Here is a 16,261-nt window from a genome sequence, read left to right as displayed (position 1 = left end):
TATGATTTCCAATGATAAAATTACTGAAATGTTCTTCAATATTGATGAGTTTTCTAAGGTTTTTAAGCCTGCTCTAAGACAAAACCTTTTATCACAGGGCAAAAAGACTAGAAATAGACCCGGTAGGATGTCCAATAGCGAGGTGATGACCATTTCAGTTATCTATCACTTGAGCGGCTTTAAGAACTTTAAGCATTTTTATATTTTTTATGTACAGGAACATATGGAAGATAAATTTCCTGACACCGTGTCCTACAACCGGTTTGTTGAGCTGATGCAGGCCAATATGCTGCCGCTCGTGCTTTTTATGAAGACTTGCTGTCTTGGGAAATGCACAGGAATATCCTTTGTGGACTCAACACCAGTAAGGGTCTGCAATAATAAGAGAATAAACAACAACATGGTTTTCAAAGGTATCGCAACCACGGGCAGGTCAACGATGGGGTGGTTCCATGGTTTTAAGCTCCATCTGATCGTAAACGATAAAGGCGAGGTACTCGATTTTGTTATTACCCAGGCAAATGTGGATGACAGACAACCGTTAAAAGAAGGTAATGTTCTAAAGCGGATATTTGGAAGCCTCTATGCGGACAAGGGCTATATTTCGAAGGATCTTGCGGCGATGCTATTTGAGGACGGTATGCACTTGGTTACTGGCATCAGAAACAATATGAAGAATGTTCTAATGACCCTCAGGGACAAAATACTACTTAGAAAACGCTCAATTATAGAAACTATAAACGATCAGCTTAAAAATATATGTGACGCAGAACACTCTAGACACAGGAGCTTCGGAAATTTCATAACTAATCTTGTCTCAAGCCTAATAGCCTATTCGTTCCAAGAGAAGAAACCGGGAATCAAGTTTGAAAAAGAGCAATATCAAAATGGACAATTAGCATTATTTTGCTAAATGCTTATCCCGAACTCAGGTTATGAAGCTTGATACCCCCTTTGGTCTTACGGAACTTGGCCCACCAAAACACGCTCAGGCACAAGTCTATGGTAGAAGAATCAAAGGCGTAAACCTTCCCCTTTACCTCAAAATCGTCATTGGAGCGCTTTCTGCGGTCAATATCGATCAGGCAATAGGCAAATTCCTCAAAGAATTTGCTGTTCCGATTTTCATTGGCTTTGGCGAGGTTGCTCCGGGTAACGCTTTTCCCAAACCCAAGGTGGTAGGACTTGGGGCTATGGGCTTCTATAACAGTAATCAGGTCACGGAGGCTGTCCCGGGTTGTCAATTGGCCAAAGACCATACAGAGAAGTTGGTTCCAGCAGATAAAATGCTTGACGTATTTGTTGCCATTATGTTCGGCTACCATGCGGTCAAAAATACGCCGTGGCAGAAATTCTGTCATTTGTGAAAAAACATATTTGCCTTTGTTCATAGATTAAGAGTTATAAAATCATGAACAAAATAATTCAAATCGTCACGCCATAAAAAAGCGCTGGAAGCCAATGATTACAATATTTTCAAAGAACGTACATTAACTTTTAGTGGACACTAGTGATAAATATCAAAACTAAAAAGTAAACCAATTAAAAGAGCACTGGATTTTGAAGAGGTAATGAAGGTAATTAAAATGGACATCTCAAAGTATCCACACCTTTTAAACAGTCATAAATATTTTGTTTTCAGCTCGTATACACGGGGAATGAATTTTGCCGACCAAATGAGTTTGAAATAATCACAAATTCCTGGTGATAAGATATCTTATGTACGGTCTAAAACTAAAGGAAGTTTTAATATTACTATTCTGCCGCCTGTTAGGAGTAATCTAGAATATTATAAAGAAAATTCAAATGGAACAAACTAAGTGTTTCCCATTCTCTTAAGAGATAATCAGACTCCAATTCAAATTGAAAATCGCAAACATAAAACGCTAGCTATATACAATACAGATTTAAAGGAAATCACCTCCATTTGCAATATCGAAAAACCATTGACAAGCTACGTGGCTAGGCATAGTTATGCTAATAGTTTGAGGCAAAAAGGGGTTGCCACAGATATTATTAGTCAGGCTTTAGGACATCAGAATATGGCTATCACCCAAGCTTATTTAAAAGAACTTGATAGTTCAGTTTTAGATAAAGCAAGTGCACTATTGCTATAATAAAAACATTGAACTATATACAATGAAAAGTGAAAGATATTATTTCGAAACTAAACCCAAATTATAGAACATATGCCAATTATGTCGCACTGATTATATGGTTTGGCCCCTATAAAACAAGAGTATTCTTTTAAATTTCGTTGATTAATTTAAGCGGTTAATTTTTCAGTTACAATTTTATATTTTTCAGTGTTCCATTTTTCCATGGGGGTAATTCTTCCCAAGAGTCCGTGTAGCCTTTCATAGTTATAAAACACTACGTATTCTTTTAAGATTTTCTCTATCTCACCAAAGGTTCTGTATTCAAATCGATTAAAAACTTCTTTCTTTAAAATTCCGTGATAAGCTTCTATATGAGCATTTTCCTCCGGTGTTGCAATGTGGGTAAATTCTTGGCTCACGCCAATTAGCCCAAGGCATTCCCTCACATTCTTGGCTATAAACTGACTCCCGTTATCACTCCTTATCACAATATTATCAGGATATTGGTAGTTCATAAACAATTGGGAAAGCAATTCTATAACCTGTTTCTGCTTAATGGAAAAGGAAAAAAGGTCGGTTAAAATCCTACGGGTGTGTACATCTATTACTGATAGCAAATAAGCGTTTTTACCGGCACTAGGAATCCAAACCATCTTTATATCCATCTCTAGACATTCAAAAGGTCTAGAGGTATTTACTTTCCTAAAGTTAACAAACTTGCGTCCCGAACCACTTCTGTCTATCCGGTCTTCTAGTTTTAAGAGGTTTGCTTCTTTCATTATTCTATAAAGCTTTTTATGGTTTATATTCTAGCCATCCCGCTTTAGGTATGAAGTCATTAACCGATATCCACAATCTATAAATGGATGTTTTAATATTGATTTTACTGACTCAACAACACTATCCTGGCTAACCGGGCCTTTTTTACTGTGATAGGTAAACTTGCTTGGTTTATTCCCCTTCTTGCCATTGGTGGGCTTTCTATAGTAACTGCTATGAACCATTCCTACCATATCTATTAGTTTGGTCTTACTGATTTTGTGTTTGGCGTGCATCCTATCTACTAGATCTTTCTTGGATCGGACGTCCCAAACTTTTTTTTTAAAAGCTCACGTTGCACTTCCAATTCAATTTCCTTATCACCAAGTAACTTACGAAGTACAAGGTTTTCCTCTTCTGCTTCTTTCAGTTCCTTGCTTTTAGTGTCATAGGGCACTTTTAAACCTGCTTCCCCTTTATGGTCGAACTTCTACTTCCAGTTGTAAAAAGTGCCAGTGCTGACCCCGTATTTACGACAAGTTTCCACAATGCCTATTTCTTCGGAACTGGATAATATCTCCAACTTCTGCGCGAAGGTCCATTTCTTATATTTCATATCTCAAATGTATAAATTTGAAATTTAAAATATCACTCCGATCTTATTGGGGCTAAAGTATTATACACGCATGATCTAGTCTCAAGAATGATATAATTTCTTTTTGAAATTTCTTTTTGAAAATAGTTTTGCTTTCGTGATTTGTACCTATCAATATTAATTATTGTGATTTTGAAATATATAATCTCTGATGAAATTATTTGCCTCCCATTGATTACCCATCATTATTTTAGTATTAGGCTTATATGGAGTATATGGATGTGGTCCATATTCCGGTGTAATGGTAATATAATCCCGATTGCTTCTTATAGCATTTGCAACCATTAATCCCCACCATTCACTGAATCGGTCCAACTCAATTTTATAATTTCCATCGCGAGGATCTATCACCTGTGGACTCTGAGTTGATCCAACTCTTGCGTGAATATGATGTGTATGTGCAATAGCCTTCTCTACAGCATAAGATTGATTTTCCAACATGGATTCGGCAACGCAACACCAATGTGATAGATCGGAGGTCAGTTTTAAAAAAGAGTACTCCTCCAAATAAGGTAAACAAGCGTGCGCTGCAAAAGAGAACCTGGAGCGATGAGTTTCATGGGTTACAAAAACTCCAGTTTCCAATTCAATCTCATGAGCCATTTCTAATAACTTACCATTTTGGGCATAGCTATAGAAGTCCATACCGGTTTGCGAGTTGATAAACAAAGGATTAGCTTCTGCTAAATTATATAAATACCTTCTATATGACTCCATATGTTTTTTAAAATCGACATCCTTGGTTTCCCAATGTTGACCAACAAATTCCAATTCAAAATCCGTCAACATAGCACAAATTTCACTTTTATCTTGGATAGCTAAGGGTAGATCTATCTCTACCCCATGATATCCAGCTTCCTTTACCTTTTTTAAAAAAATTGGCCATGGTAGCTCAGAACTTCCCCATCTGGGGTAAATAAATTTTAACTGCATATATTACAACTTAGCATTAAAAGACATTATACCATTTTGGAACTACCTGAATCTCATGTTATGAAGCTACTTTAATCCAATGGTGCATTTCTACTATAAATTTTGACGAATCCACCTATTGGAGACTTTTATTGCACGTTGTTTAACTACATCAATAGATACAGATTTACCCCCTAATTTTTTACTTTCCTCCGCAGCTTGCATAAATGCAAATATCTCTAATGTCTCCTCATGAGAAACAGGTATATTTCCAGTTTCATAAAATTTAGTCATTTCAGCTAATAAAGGGCCGTCCCCCCTATATTCGCCAAGATTTATAATCTCTTTATCCCCAAAAACCGTTCCTCCATACCCACCTTGTCCATTACGTATTCCACGATATGTAGCTATACGATCATTCTCCCATTGTCCTACCACTACATCTGTTCCTTGTGTAAAAGTTCGTGTAACATTTTTGCATCCGGTTCCCATTATTGCAAAAATCATTTCAATACCATGGACTCCATACCAGTATAGATCGGGATGATGTTCTTCCAAATGTGCTGGACTATAGACTTGTGTACCAAGTACTTTTCCGGCTTTCCCTTCGGTGATCTCCTTTATTCTATCAATATACCGTAAAGATGAGGTTGAATACATAGGTGTATTATAATATTTAGCAACTTCAACAATTGTATATGCATCTGAGAGGGATGCGGCAAATGGCTTGTCGATAAATAATGGCTTACCCGATTTCAATATAGGAATTGCTTGTTCAAGGTGCTTATTTCCATCAATACAGGTAATAATAACTACATCCACCTTATTTAGCAATTTCTCTAGGGAATCAACTATTTCCACCCCCATTTTGCTTACTTCTTCTGTAAAATAGGGTATTTTATTTTTCCAACTTTTTATTAGATCCGTACCCTGTGGATAAGCCGCAACTACTTTGAATCCATTAAATTCTCCATCATTTGCATTAGCATTTAATAACTTTGTAAAACTTATACAATGGCCAGTATCCAATCCTACCATACCAATCCTTTTGCCATCGAGTTTTCTATTTGTTTTTCCAAATAACTCAGAAACACCTCCAAACAATCCTATTCCAAGACTAGCCGTAATTGTTGTCTTTACAAAGTTTCTTCTATCTGACATTTTTATTGGGATTGAATATTATTATTTGTTTAAATATTTCTTTGGAAACTTCCATTGACCTCGGTAGTCAGGTATTGCTAATTTCGCTGCTTCTCTATCACCTATTATACTTTCTGTTAATGGGTCAAATTTAATAGAACGACCAAGTTTCAATGAAAGTGTACTTAAAGCTATAGGTATATCCACCTTAATATGGTAGTCAGCATTACAAGAAGGTTGTTTACGTATTTTAATACAATCTATCCATTCCAATTCGTGTCCAGGTGATGGGGCGATGGATTTTGGTGGAATTTCCATCCCATCCATCCTATCTCCTTCAGGAATTAGAATGTGCGATGAATAGTCAGACATTAGTGTACCATTAGATCCATGAAAATAGACACCTAATCGACGATTTGTACCTGTTTCATATCCAAGCCCAGATTTATCCATTCCCTGAAATGCAAATCCATGGCTGTTAGTCAGTGAAAGCATCCAAGTCATGTTTAAGTTTGGATAGCGCCACAATACCTCATGATTATCATAAGCATCACCATCGTCCTTGGTTCCATATCTTCCACCAATAGCACTTATTTCCGTCGGATATCCAAGTTCAAGAGCCCAGATTGGAAGGTCTGTAATATGTGGCGCCATTCCCGGCGTCCAGCCTCCACTATAATCCATCCAAGATCCGTGGTAAAATGCATCTTTCACTAAGTTTGGATTAAAAGGTTTCATTTCTGCAGGGCCTACCCACATATCCCAATCCATTCCTTTTGGGATATTAGTCGTGTTATATCCAAGGCCAACGCCATTTGGCGATTCATTCATGGTAAAAAACGTTCTTACTGTATTTATATTACCTAAATTACCTGATCTGACTAACTCTACCATTCGTCGGTAATGTTCTTCGGCATGAATTTGTGTTCCTATTTGTGAAATAATATTGTGTTTACGGAAAGCATTTCTCACTGCAATACTCTCACCCAGATGCATAGTCATAGGCTTCTGCAGGTAGATATCCAAACCTGCTTCCGCAGCTTCTATAGCTTGAAGAGCATGCCAATGTGCTGGAGTTGCAATAATTACAGCATCCAATCCCTTATGCAGTAAAAGTTCCCTATAATCAGTATAGCCTGTGCATGTAGCCTTATATTTCTCCACAATTGGATCCAAGCGTTCTTTCCAAACGTCGCACGCAGCAACCACCACTACATCAGGATGTTTGGCAGCTGCAAAAAGATTTTGCTTCCCAAGCCCTCCACAGCCAATTATTCCAAGGTTAATTTTATCACTAGGAGCTGTAAGTCTTGTTCCTAAGGAGGCGTTTAATATTAGTGGAGTGCCAATAGCCGCTATAGAGGTGGTTTTAACAAATTTTCTTCGTGTTAGTGAGGATTTATTTCTCATTGGTTATTATTTTTAGTTAATTTTTAAAATTATTTCAATTTTGAAGTTTTCTATTTGGATGCTGACAGTGAATTATACACCTCCCAATGTGCCTTTGAAACCTCCTGAGTTGGCTTTCCATTAGCGTGGACAATTAATCTATACCTCAAAGTTAGAGGCACTGTAGTACTTAATGGATATCTCGTGCCAGGTGAGGGAAAAGTCGGCTGTACCCATGACAACCCTGGGTACTCAACCCAATCACCTGGATATTCAGGGTTTTCCTGGTGCTGTAATAACATTAAACCAGATGTAGATGTATTCCCTTCAAAAACACCATTAAAATCGGCCCAAGATCGCAAAGGCATTGAATTAGGCTCATCGGAGAAATAGGATATATCCTGAGATTTTGGAGTCTGCATTTTTATATTCAAACCACCATAACTATCTGTAAACCTAGTTGCAATGGTTATACTATCCTTCAAAGCTAAAAAATGGAACGTTAAATCGATAATTTGATTATCCGTTGTTGAATGGTAAACGCGAATAATTGAACGCTCTTGAACTATAGGTTCCTTATCTTCCCACATCCACAAATTTTCAGCATCTATCTCTGCGAACACTGGACCACTGGTATATTCAATATTTCCCGTTGGTCTTGCAAATACTGTTTGCAAGGCATAGATATCACCAAGTTTTGCCCCATATTGTACTTCTGGCCAGGCCCAAAAAATACCCCGGTGATGTGGATGGGCAGCATCAGGCCAATCACTGGTAAGCATCTCACCTTCTAAACCATACAAAGGATGGATATAATTGCTGCGAGGTATTGCATATATAGACCCTGTTACGATGGTGTCTTTTGGAAATGTAGGGTGGTTTTTTAAATATTCATCAAAATAAATACCCGACATCGTATCCAAGTATTGAATTTTATAGTTTTTAGAACTTTCTGGACGGATTACATCTTTTTCATAAACCGTTTGATAATTGTATTGCAGCACCTTTTTGCCTTCTTCTTCAATAACGTATTGGGTAGTATTGGAATCGAGGTAGGCTTTCATATCATTGATATCGCTGTTCGACTTAGTTTCGAGAAGTTTAAATTTATGTAATTCAGATTCTCCTTTGGAAATTATCGCTAGCGCATTGGAATATTCTTTATTATTATAATTTTCTAATTGAACAGGAATCTGATTTTGATTAGTGAGATCTACAAGTACGAGTCGCCCTTCTTTAGCGGCAAGAACTTGGCTTTTGTTCAAATCCAATTTAATTGATACAGGCGCATTGGTCTTGGCTATTATTCCTTTTGAATCATCAATAGTTATAATATTTTGCTTGCAGGAGTGAATAATTAGACTTAAAATGAAGAAAGTTATTATTCTTTGGGTTATAATTATGTTTAGTTTCATTTAGATTAATATTATTAGGAATCCTCACATAACCTTATTTAAGACTAGAAGTTCCATTATTTTCTTTTATTTTCATTCTTGGCATGAGATGTGTTTTCTCACAATTGTTATTAATATTATTTCGATTGAACCAATATCTAAAATGTTTACTATCGAGTTTTAAACATATATACATCCAATCCAGTAATAAATACATTGAAAAATTTCTATCATTATTCAAACATATTACCTAGGTAGACCTAACTTTTAAACAAATTGTCAAACGAATGGGATACTTTAAAGTTTACTGGTTTAATAAATACTTGCATTACCAATTAGGGTTCTGCACTAGATTAGGATTTAAATTTAATTCTTCAGTAGAAATTGGATCCAAATAATCTCTATCAAGCACAAATCCATTTCCATTAGGTATTTGGTCCTTTAATTCATCAAAATAACCATCAGTTAATTTAAAATCAGTAGGATCATAATCTGGATAATCTATGTCATTAAATTTAGCACCAAGAAATCTTTTTCCAATAATTAATTCATCCGCAGCTGCCCATCTAGCTATATCATTCCATCTAAAGCCTTCGGCTACTAATTCAATTCGTCTTTCCCTTCGGATTTCATTTATTACAGGTGATAAATCAGGAAAGTTCCAGTTTGGATCAGTCTGTATATTTCCAATAACCAGATGCGGCATAGCTACTCTATCTCTTAATTTGTTAATACTTATGTCCAAATCTGATTGGGTAATTGAGCCTAATTCAGCTTTTGCTTCTGCAAAATTCAACAACACCTCTGCGTACCGGAATATGATCTTTCCAGTTGTTCCTCCGTCAAGTTGACTTAAATTGGAATGTATTGGGTCCCAATTTAACCCTTTATTCAATTGGTAACCTGTTGTGTTTTTAGTATGGGCAGGTGCATCTATATTAGCTCTAACATAATGAATTGTATCATTTCCTGTATTTATTCTAATTGGGAATCCAGGTGTGAATACAGTTTGTTTTGCTCGAGGATCCCTATTCTTAAAAGTTGAGGAAATACTTTCATCACCATTGTACAACGAGTTAGGAGTGCCATCAGGATTTGTTATAGGATTTCCGTCAATTACCAAATAAGATTCAATAAAGTTTTTAGTAAGTCCCATCCCACCTGAATTTCCATTAGCCATTTGATATTGTACTCCATGAACCATACCTAAGTCACGATTAAATTCTTTCCACAATAAAATTTCAGGGTTATCCGAATAATTCACTTCCCCAAACATAAAGTAATCCCAATCTGGATTTCCTGTGTTGTTTATTTGATACTCACCTGAATTAATAATATCTTCAGTTTCCTCCACTGCCATGGATAAATATTTCTCGGAATTGTTGTTTTCAACACCGAAAACAGTTCCATCATGATATTTTTCCCATGTTCCTTCAAATAAACATACTCTTGATTTAAATAGCTTAGCAATATTTTTATTGAGTCTGGTTTTCCCATCAATATTTCCGCTAGGCAATAATTCTATAGCGATATTTAAATCAGCTATTATGGAATCAATTACTACATTTCTTGGTGTTCTAGTTGAATAAAGTTCTTCTGATTCTAAATTTAGAGTTTTTCCAATCCACGGCACATCTCCGTAAGACTTAACAAGGTCAAAATAGGTATATGCCCTAAAAAACCTAATTTCACCTACATGAGCCTTATAGGAATCAAAATCATCCTCTACCTGCTTATAATTTTCAAGAAAATAATTTAAAGAACGGATTCTACTATAATCCCAACCTCCTGTCGCAGGCACTTGTCTAGTCCCCCGTAATCTTGGGTAGGAGGCCACGAAAACCATATCATCTGTATCAATATCTTTTGAAAATATACTTTCATATCGATCAGATCCACTAACTGCGAATACCTGCGGATAGAAAGTATTAGTAAACAGTTTTACATCATTAGAGGTCTTCCAAAAATCTTCTGTGGAAATCTCATCCAATGGATATAGTTCTAAAGGATTCTTATTGCATGATCCCAAAGTGATAATAAATGCTATTAAACTTAAGTTTATAATTTTTGAAGTCATAATATCTACTAATTAAAATGTTATATTTAGTCCTACGGCATATACCTTTCTCAATGGATGTATTTTTCCAGCACCCCAAGACGAGCTAAGTGTTGAGAGTCCTTCAGGATCCATCAATTTTGTAAGCTTTGTAAATGTTAAAAGGTTTTCTCCAGAAACATAAATTCGTGCATTACCTATACCTATATTTTCTGTAATATTTGAAGGTAAGGTGTATCCAAAAGTCAAGCTTTTAAGACGTAAATAAGAAGCGTCTTGCATATATCGTGTGCTAATTTCCTTATTTTTTTTGTCTTCAAGTGACAAATAAGGTTTTGGATAGTACCCATTAATATTTGGACCTAAATAATTAGATTCATCCGCTGGTCTCCAATAATCCACAGTTTGCCTGTAGACATTCATGTCCCACCAAAAGTTGGCGTTAAATCCATAGAAATTAGCATCATTAGCTGCAAATGCATAATCTCTTTTTCCGACTCCCTGTAAAAGAAAACTAATATCAAAACCATTCCAATCTGCGCTGGCAGCTAGTCCATAATTAAATCGAGGGGTATTATTTCCAATAACACGGTAATCACCTGAGTCACCTTTAGTCCAAGTTCCTCTTGAAATAACATTATCACCATCCAAATCTCTATAGGCTATGTCTCCTGGTCCCCATGTTGGCCAAAACAGGGTCTGATCAGCGCCAGTGTCAGCCTCGGACTGAGTTTGATATAATCCATTTGTATCTAAACCCCATATTTCTCCTACTGTCTTACCTTCGTACCAAGTGGTTAGTGTGTTGGTAGGATTATTATATTTCTTAATTTTTGAAATATTATCGGATAGATTAAATCTCAAATTATAGGAAAACTCTTCACCTATATAGTCCCTCCAAGCCAACGACAATTCGAATCCATTAGTTTCCAAGCTAGCGTTATTTAATTTAGGAACGCCGGTCCCTAAAAGTCTAGGTAAGGCATTAGCTGGGCCAAACATATCAGTAGTTGTACGCCTAAAATAATCAAACGTTGAGGTTAGTCTATTATTTAAGAAAGATGCTTCAAAACCAATATCCAAAGTAGAAGATGTTTCCCAGGTCAAACTTCCGCTAACTAAGCCTGGAGAAGTGATGTAGTCTGGTCTTTCACCATTCATTAACCAATATAAATTGGTATTGATTCCCAAAGTCGATAGGTAAAGATAGTTGTCAACATTTTGATTCCCTAATGACCCCCATGATCCCCTTATTTTTAAGGTATTAATTATCGACTGTAAAGGAGACCAAAAATCCTCTTTAGAAATATTGTACCCTGCCGAAACTGATGGAAAAAATCCCCACCTAGAATCCTTAGAAAACCTTGACGAAGCATCATATCGCACATTTGCTTCAAATAAATACTTTTCATCATAATTATAGGTAAATCTTCCAAACACACCTTGTGTCCCCCAATGATTTTTAGTATCGTCCAAGAACTGTTCACCTGTTGAAGTGCTTATGGCTGGAAGATTAGAATTTAATAGATTTGTTTTCCTTCCATATAAACTATTGTATTGATTCAAATCAAACTCATAGCCAAGTAAAAGATTTAAATTATGTTTTTTAATACTGTGTAAATACGAAGTAGTTGCAGTGAATAATTGATAGTCATTTCGCGCAAACTGGCTAGCAAAGTAACTAGTTGAGCCTCCATTAGCAATTGGATATGCAGAACCATCAGGCAAATGCCCAACAACTTCCTTTCTTGTGTTATCCATTCTATAGGAATTGTTCTTATAACTATATTGAATTTTAGTATCCCATCCATCTAACAACTTTAGGTTAAAACCTACCGTAGCTATATATTGATTATCATAATGCTTTTCTTTTCCACCATCAATCATCTCATTAATATAAGAGATGGCAGAATACTCTCCATTAGGTAAATATAATGGCCTAAATGGATTTGTTCTATAGAAATTATGATACTGAACATCTCTACTCCATCCCTGCCCAGGATTAAAATATTGCTTTCTTTCATTGATAAACTTCGAGTTAAAATTAAAGGATAACCAATTCGTAATTTCTGCATTGAGATTTGCAGTAACGTTAAATCTTTTATAAAATTGATCTCCAAATTTTAGTTCATCTGGTTGGTCAAAAAAACCTCCTCCTACAAAAAAGTTTACTTTATCTGAGCCTCCACTAAAACTGACATCATGCTTTTGCCTAAGAACCATATTATCATAATAAATATACATCCAATCATTATTTCCATTTCCTGATAAACTCCAAATATCATTTCCATGCCAATTATTTTCATCGTCTCTTAACCAAGTTTCGTCTGTAATATTCCCTTCCATATATTGCTTAACCCTATCATAGTTTTCAGTAGTAAAGGTTCGAGATAAACCAGCATTAATTTGAGCTTGATCATGGGCCGTCATGTACTCTATAGAATTAGCCATATGTGGTAATCCAATAGGACTTGAAAAAGAAAAATTATTAGAATAATTTACTTTTAACTTATTTTTTTCTCCTCTTTTAGTTGTAATTAAGATTACTCCGAAGGCCGCTCTAGAACCATAAATTGCTGATGCCGCAGCATCCTTTAATATGGAAAATGATTCTATGTCATTCGGATTAACAGAATTTAAATCCATAGGCACCCCATCAACTAAGATATAAGGTCCATCGTTACCATTTAAAGAACCCATTCCGCGAATATTAATATTCTTACTTCCACCAGGCTCTCCATCCCAGCCATTTGAAGTAATATTTAGATTGGGAGAAATACCTTGAAGAGCTTCAGTAACATTGGTAACGGAACGGTTTGCGATTTCTTCCGAATTAACGACATCCACCGCGCCCGTTAAATTAATTTTCCTTTGCGTTCCATACCCAACCACGACTACTTCATCCAATCCTGCAGCACTTTCTTCTAAATTTATGGATATAACCGCTTGTCCATTTACTGCAATCTCCTGGGAAGCATATCCTATATAGGATATAACTATAATGGCATTTTCATTGGATATATTTAAATCATAATTACCATCAAAATCGGTTTGGGTACCATTGGTAGTTCCTTTTTCTACTATACTAGCTCCTGGTAAAGGGGCACCTTCTCTATCAGAAACAGTACCTGATATGGTCATTTGGGCATGAATTTTAAGGGGGAGAATCTCATCCTTATCTGCCAAATGAGTTTTAAATGGTTTTGCTGATGCAATCATAACAGATATAAGAGAAATACATAATATTATTGATTTTAATGCTAACAATTTCTCTCCTTCTTTAAATGAATAGTTCTTATTATTCTTTTTCATGGTTTTCAGTAACTTAATTATGGTTTAGTTGATGTACTTTAATATTTAAAATTCATATAGGTTCCATTCACATTTATTTTTTATGTTCTTTAAACATTTTACAAAATATCTCGTTTAGGATTGTTATTTTTTCTTTCCCCTGTATGGTCTACTCCTTTCTCCCTTTCTAATTCTATCATTGTTTTAGGTCTGAAGTTTAGAATTAACGCCCTTCTTTGGGAATCGGTACTATTACCTTTACTAAAATGAAGCGTATATCCATCGTGAAAAGTGCATCCACCAGGAGATAAAGGGATACTTTGTGCATTATCTGTTTTCGTATTACAATATAGTGCTCCTCCATTAGGTAGATTTTTATGTGGTAGAATATCATCTCCATTTTGCTTTGGTATAAACCACATACAACCATTCTCCTCAAACACTTCATCTAATGCTATCCAACAACTAGCCGACCTTTTATCTGGCATATCTATCCAATAAGCTGCATCTTGATGCCATGGGGTTTCTGCATTGGTATGGGGTGCTTTATTTATCATCATATCAAAATCGAGCTCCATGTCCTCACCTAGCAATTTTTTCGCCCATTTTAGTGCTACTTCATAAGTCTTATGTTTTAGCAAATTTGGAAAAACCGTGCTTGGCCTCATAATTTGTGTAATTCTTTCAACCTTTCTAGGTTTAGACTTATCAACACCGGCAAGATCACTTCGCAGATGTTTAGTCTTATCTTTCTCTATGAGTAATTCATCATAAATTGTTCGCAAACTCTCAACCTCCTTGGAGGGAAGTAATTCGTCAATTTTGATAAACCCATCTTTAATAAATTCTAAACGTATGTTTTCCATTTCCTTTTATTCATTAAGTTTCCAAATTTGGTTTATAAATAATTGAATGTCTTTCGATTTTGTACTATATTACTTTTTTATACAAGAATAAATGGATCTAAATACAACTGAAAGAATTGTAATAAACCTTCAAGAATACGATGTAAAAAGAGGTTTATCATTTGGGCATTATCGATACAATGAAGTAAAACCTGGACTGGAAAGTCACCAACACCAAGGCGCTTTGGAGATTTGTTACTGCATGAAGGGGCTACAACATTATAAAATTGGAGATAATATGTATGAATTAAAGGGGGATGATATTATAGTGGTTCCACCAAATACCGTCCATAGTACTGGGGAGTATCCAGAAGATAAAGGGGAGCTGTTTTGGATCCAAATTTTGATAAACCCTTCGCATGGAAAGCTCTGTAATTTACCAAACCTACATTCAGAGTTTTTACTTAAGGAGCTATTGGAAAGGTCAGAGTATATATTTAAAGGCGCTTTTCAATTGAAACTAATTTTAGAAAGACTGGTCTTACTGTTTAAAAAGGAAGATTCCATTCTCACTCGTATAATGGTAAATCAATTAATTACTGAATTGCTCTTGGAAACTGTACTTTTATCTCAAAAGAAAATGCAGCTCTCCCCTTCAAAGAAGATAAATATACTTAACTCCTACATTGTACAAAATCTACATAGGATTATTTATGTAGATGAATTAGCAGAAATCGTATCTATGTCCACTGGCTATTTCAAAGCTTGGTTTAAGGAAAAAACAGGTATGCCTCCAAAAGAATATGTAAACCGACTAAAGATTGAACAGGCTAAGGTGGACTTACAAAACAGCAATTCAATAACCAAGGTCGCCTTTGATCTTGGCTTTAGTTCTTCTCAATATTTTGCCACTACTTTTAAAAAGTTTACTGGATATACACCAAGTTCCTTTATCAACTCATAATTTAAAAATAAAACTTTATTGTTATTAAATAATCTAAATCATTTTATTCAATTCCTCTAAACACCATATTTATTGACCAATAATTGAAATGATAACAGTAATATAAAATGAAAGTTTAATGATAAAACATCTTTAAATCCAATTATTAAATTTTATCTCTCCTATATTCTAATTACTATTACTCTATTAGCACCCTTTCAGCCCTTTCTCATTTCATCCCACTGAAGAGCTCTTTTAACCAAAATGAGCTACAGGCAAAAGCTTTTCAAACAACTCTAAAGATTTCGATTACTATATTGGTGAATAACAGATAAGGTATTGACAGCTTTAATATTATGAATTCAACAAGCGGATACACAAGCTCAATCTTTAAAGTAAAATCCGTTATAGTTCTAACCCAGAGAGAACAATCCTTTTCCCTATCCCGTTCAGCACATAGCCGCTTCATTTCGTTCCACTCCATTACGGGCAAAGAGCTTCCCTACAAAAGTCTTGGACACCATCCCCAATTTCATCTTTCCGTTTCGTTAGCCCTTCCCGCTCTGCCGGGAAGCACACTACTCTTCAAGACGAAACCGGAAACGGAGTCCGCTTGATCAGAAAATCATTTTTGCATTTGGTCCCGCTTCCAAAATTTTCCTACTTCACAAGAGCTTTTAGTCACACTTCCCGAACCGTCACTGACCCTATCTTTTTTTGACAGCAAAACAACAACATTCATTCTAGGACGACGGCATAAAGCGTTTCCCCACGTTCC

At 35.6% G+C, this 16,261-nt stretch carries 13 protein-coding genes; 3 read left to right on the top strand and 10 right to left on the bottom strand.

All coding sequences use genetic code 11. The features are described from left to right. Position 1 precedes the first annotated feature (1 nt). The gene (locus H344_RS0108615; RefSeq protein ID WP_026809951.1) at positions 2-913 is read left to right on the top strand and encodes an IS982 family transposase; all 912 of its coding nucleotides are present in this window, start codon (positions 2-4) and stop codon (positions 911-913) included. Positions 914-917: 4 nt separating this feature from the next. Here the strand turns inward: H344_RS0108615 and H344_RS22410 are convergent, their stop codons facing one another. Next, positions 918-1,325, bottom strand: a complete 408-nt coding sequence (locus H344_RS22410) for a DUF4372 domain-containing protein (RefSeq protein ID WP_394330142.1) — start codon at positions 1,323-1,325, stop codon at positions 918-920. 495 nt (positions 1,326-1,820) lie between these two features. Here H344_RS22410 and H344_RS0108605 point away from each other — a divergent pair, with 495 nt between their 5' ends. Next, positions 1,821-2,117 (top strand): tyrosine-type recombinase/integrase, encoded by a 297-nt coding sequence (locus H344_RS0108605; RefSeq protein ID WP_026809949.1) that lies wholly within the window; start codon positions 1,821-1,823, stop codon positions 2,115-2,117. A gap of 149 nt (positions 2,118-2,266) precedes the next feature. On the opposite strand, the gene H344_RS19920 is transcribed toward H344_RS0108605, so the two are convergent. From H344_RS19920 to H344_RS19910, 9 genes are all read right to left on the bottom strand, one after another. After that, on the bottom strand, positions 2,267-2,878 hold the full coding sequence (locus H344_RS19920; RefSeq protein ID WP_240484963.1) for a DDE-type integrase/transposase/recombinase: 612 nt from the start codon (positions 2,876-2,878) through the stop codon (positions 2,267-2,269). A gap of 470 nt (positions 2,879-3,348) precedes the next feature. Beyond that, positions 3,349-3,474, bottom strand: a complete 126-nt coding sequence (locus H344_RS22095; protein ID WP_240484962.1) for a transposase — start codon at positions 3,472-3,474, stop codon at positions 3,349-3,351. Positions 3,475-3,630: 156 nt separating this feature from the next. Further along, complete coding sequence (locus H344_RS0108590; protein WP_026809948.1) at positions 3,631-4,446, bottom strand: hypothetical protein; 816 nt, start codon at positions 4,444-4,446, stop codon at positions 3,631-3,633. Positions 4,447-4,539: 93 nt separating this feature from the next. After that, entirely contained in the window at positions 4,540-5,586 is a 1,047-nt protein-coding gene (locus H344_RS0108585; protein ID WP_026809947.1) for a Gfo/Idh/MocA family protein, read from the bottom strand. A gap of 21 nt (positions 5,587-5,607) precedes the next feature. Continuing rightward, positions 5,608-6,975 carry a Gfo/Idh/MocA family protein gene (locus tag H344_RS0108580; RefSeq protein ID WP_026809946.1) on the bottom strand — a complete coding sequence of 456 codons (1,368 nt, stop codon included), beginning with the start codon at positions 6,973-6,975 and terminating at the stop codon, positions 5,608-5,610. Positions 6,976-7,025: 50 nt separating this feature from the next. Beyond that, positions 7,026-8,369, bottom strand: a complete 1,344-nt coding sequence (locus tag H344_RS0108575; RefSeq protein WP_026809945.1) for a DUF6807 family protein — start codon at positions 8,367-8,369, stop codon at positions 7,026-7,028. Between the two features lie 307 nt (positions 8,370-8,676). Then, positions 8,677-10,425: a RagB/SusD family nutrient uptake outer membrane protein gene (locus tag H344_RS0108570; protein WP_026809944.1), complete on the bottom strand. Its 1,749-nt coding sequence runs from the start codon at positions 10,423-10,425 to the stop codon at positions 8,677-8,679. Between the two features lie 12 nt (positions 10,426-10,437). Next, a complete protein-coding gene (locus H344_RS0108565; RefSeq protein WP_051254217.1) occupies positions 10,438-13,716 on the bottom strand; it encodes a SusC/RagA family TonB-linked outer membrane protein in 3,279 nt (1,092 codons plus the stop codon). 98 nt (positions 13,717-13,814) lie between these two features. Beyond that, the gene (locus H344_RS19910) at positions 13,815-14,561 is read right to left on the bottom strand and encodes a phytanoyl-CoA dioxygenase family protein (protein ID WP_026809942.1); all 747 of its coding nucleotides are present in this window, start codon (positions 14,559-14,561) and stop codon (positions 13,815-13,817) included. A gap of 91 nt (positions 14,562-14,652) precedes the next feature. Here H344_RS19910 and H344_RS0108555 point away from each other — a divergent pair, with 91 nt between their 5' ends. After that, complete coding sequence (locus tag H344_RS0108555; RefSeq protein ID WP_026809941.1) at positions 14,653-15,504, top strand: helix-turn-helix domain-containing protein; 852 nt, start codon at positions 14,653-14,655, stop codon at positions 15,502-15,504. The last annotated feature ends 757 nt before the right edge of the window (positions 15,505-16,261 follow it).

It is taken from the genome of Arenibacter latericius DSM 15913 (assembly GCF_000424985.1).
Classification (GTDB): domain Bacteria; phylum Bacteroidota; class Bacteroidia; order Flavobacteriales; family Flavobacteriaceae; genus Arenibacter; species Arenibacter latericius.
Note: the sequence above shows the minus strand (reverse complement) of the source record. Positions and strands in the feature narration are given on the sequence as shown.

Excerpts from the sequence above, each read along its gene's own strand:
- H344_RS0108615 (WP_026809951.1), top strand. The coding sequence starts at position 2 with ATGATTTCCAATGATAAAATTACTGAAATGTTCTTCAATATTGATGAG.
- H344_RS22410 (WP_394330142.1), bottom strand. The coding sequence starts at position 1,325 with ATGGTAGCCGAACATAATGGCAACAAATACGTCAAGCATTTTATCTGC.
- H344_RS19920 (WP_240484963.1), bottom strand. The coding sequence starts at position 2,878 with ATGAAAGAAGCAAACCTCTTAAAACTAGAAGACCGGATAGACAGAAGT.
- H344_RS22095 (WP_240484962.1), bottom strand. The coding sequence starts at position 3,474 with ATGAAATATAAGAAATGGACCTTCGCGCAGAAGTTGGAGATATTATCC.
- H344_RS0108590 (WP_026809948.1), bottom strand. The coding sequence starts at position 4,446 with ATGCAGTTAAAATTTATTTACCCCAGATGGGGAAGTTCTGAGCTACCA.
- H344_RS0108585 (WP_026809947.1), bottom strand. The coding sequence starts at position 5,586 with ATGTCAGATAGAAGAAACTTTGTAAAGACAACAATTACGGCTAGTCTT.
- H344_RS0108580 (WP_026809946.1), bottom strand. The coding sequence starts at position 6,975 with ATGAGAAATAAATCCTCACTAACACGAAGAAAATTTGTTAAAACCACC.
- H344_RS0108575 (WP_026809945.1), bottom strand. The coding sequence starts at position 8,369 with ATGAAACTAAACATAATTATAACCCAAAGAATAATAACTTTCTTCATT.
- H344_RS0108570 (WP_026809944.1), bottom strand. The coding sequence starts at position 10,425 with ATGACTTCAAAAATTATAAACTTAAGTTTAATAGCATTTATTATCACT.
- H344_RS0108565 (WP_051254217.1), bottom strand. The coding sequence starts at position 13,716 with ATGAAAAAGAATAATAAGAACTATTCATTTAAAGAAGGAGAGAAATTG.
- H344_RS19910 (WP_026809942.1), bottom strand. The coding sequence starts at position 14,561 with ATGGAAAACATACGTTTAGAATTTATTAAAGATGGGTTTATCAAAATT.
- H344_RS0108555 (WP_026809941.1), top strand. The coding sequence starts at position 14,653 with ATGGATCTAAATACAACTGAAAGAATTGTAATAAACCTTCAAGAATAC.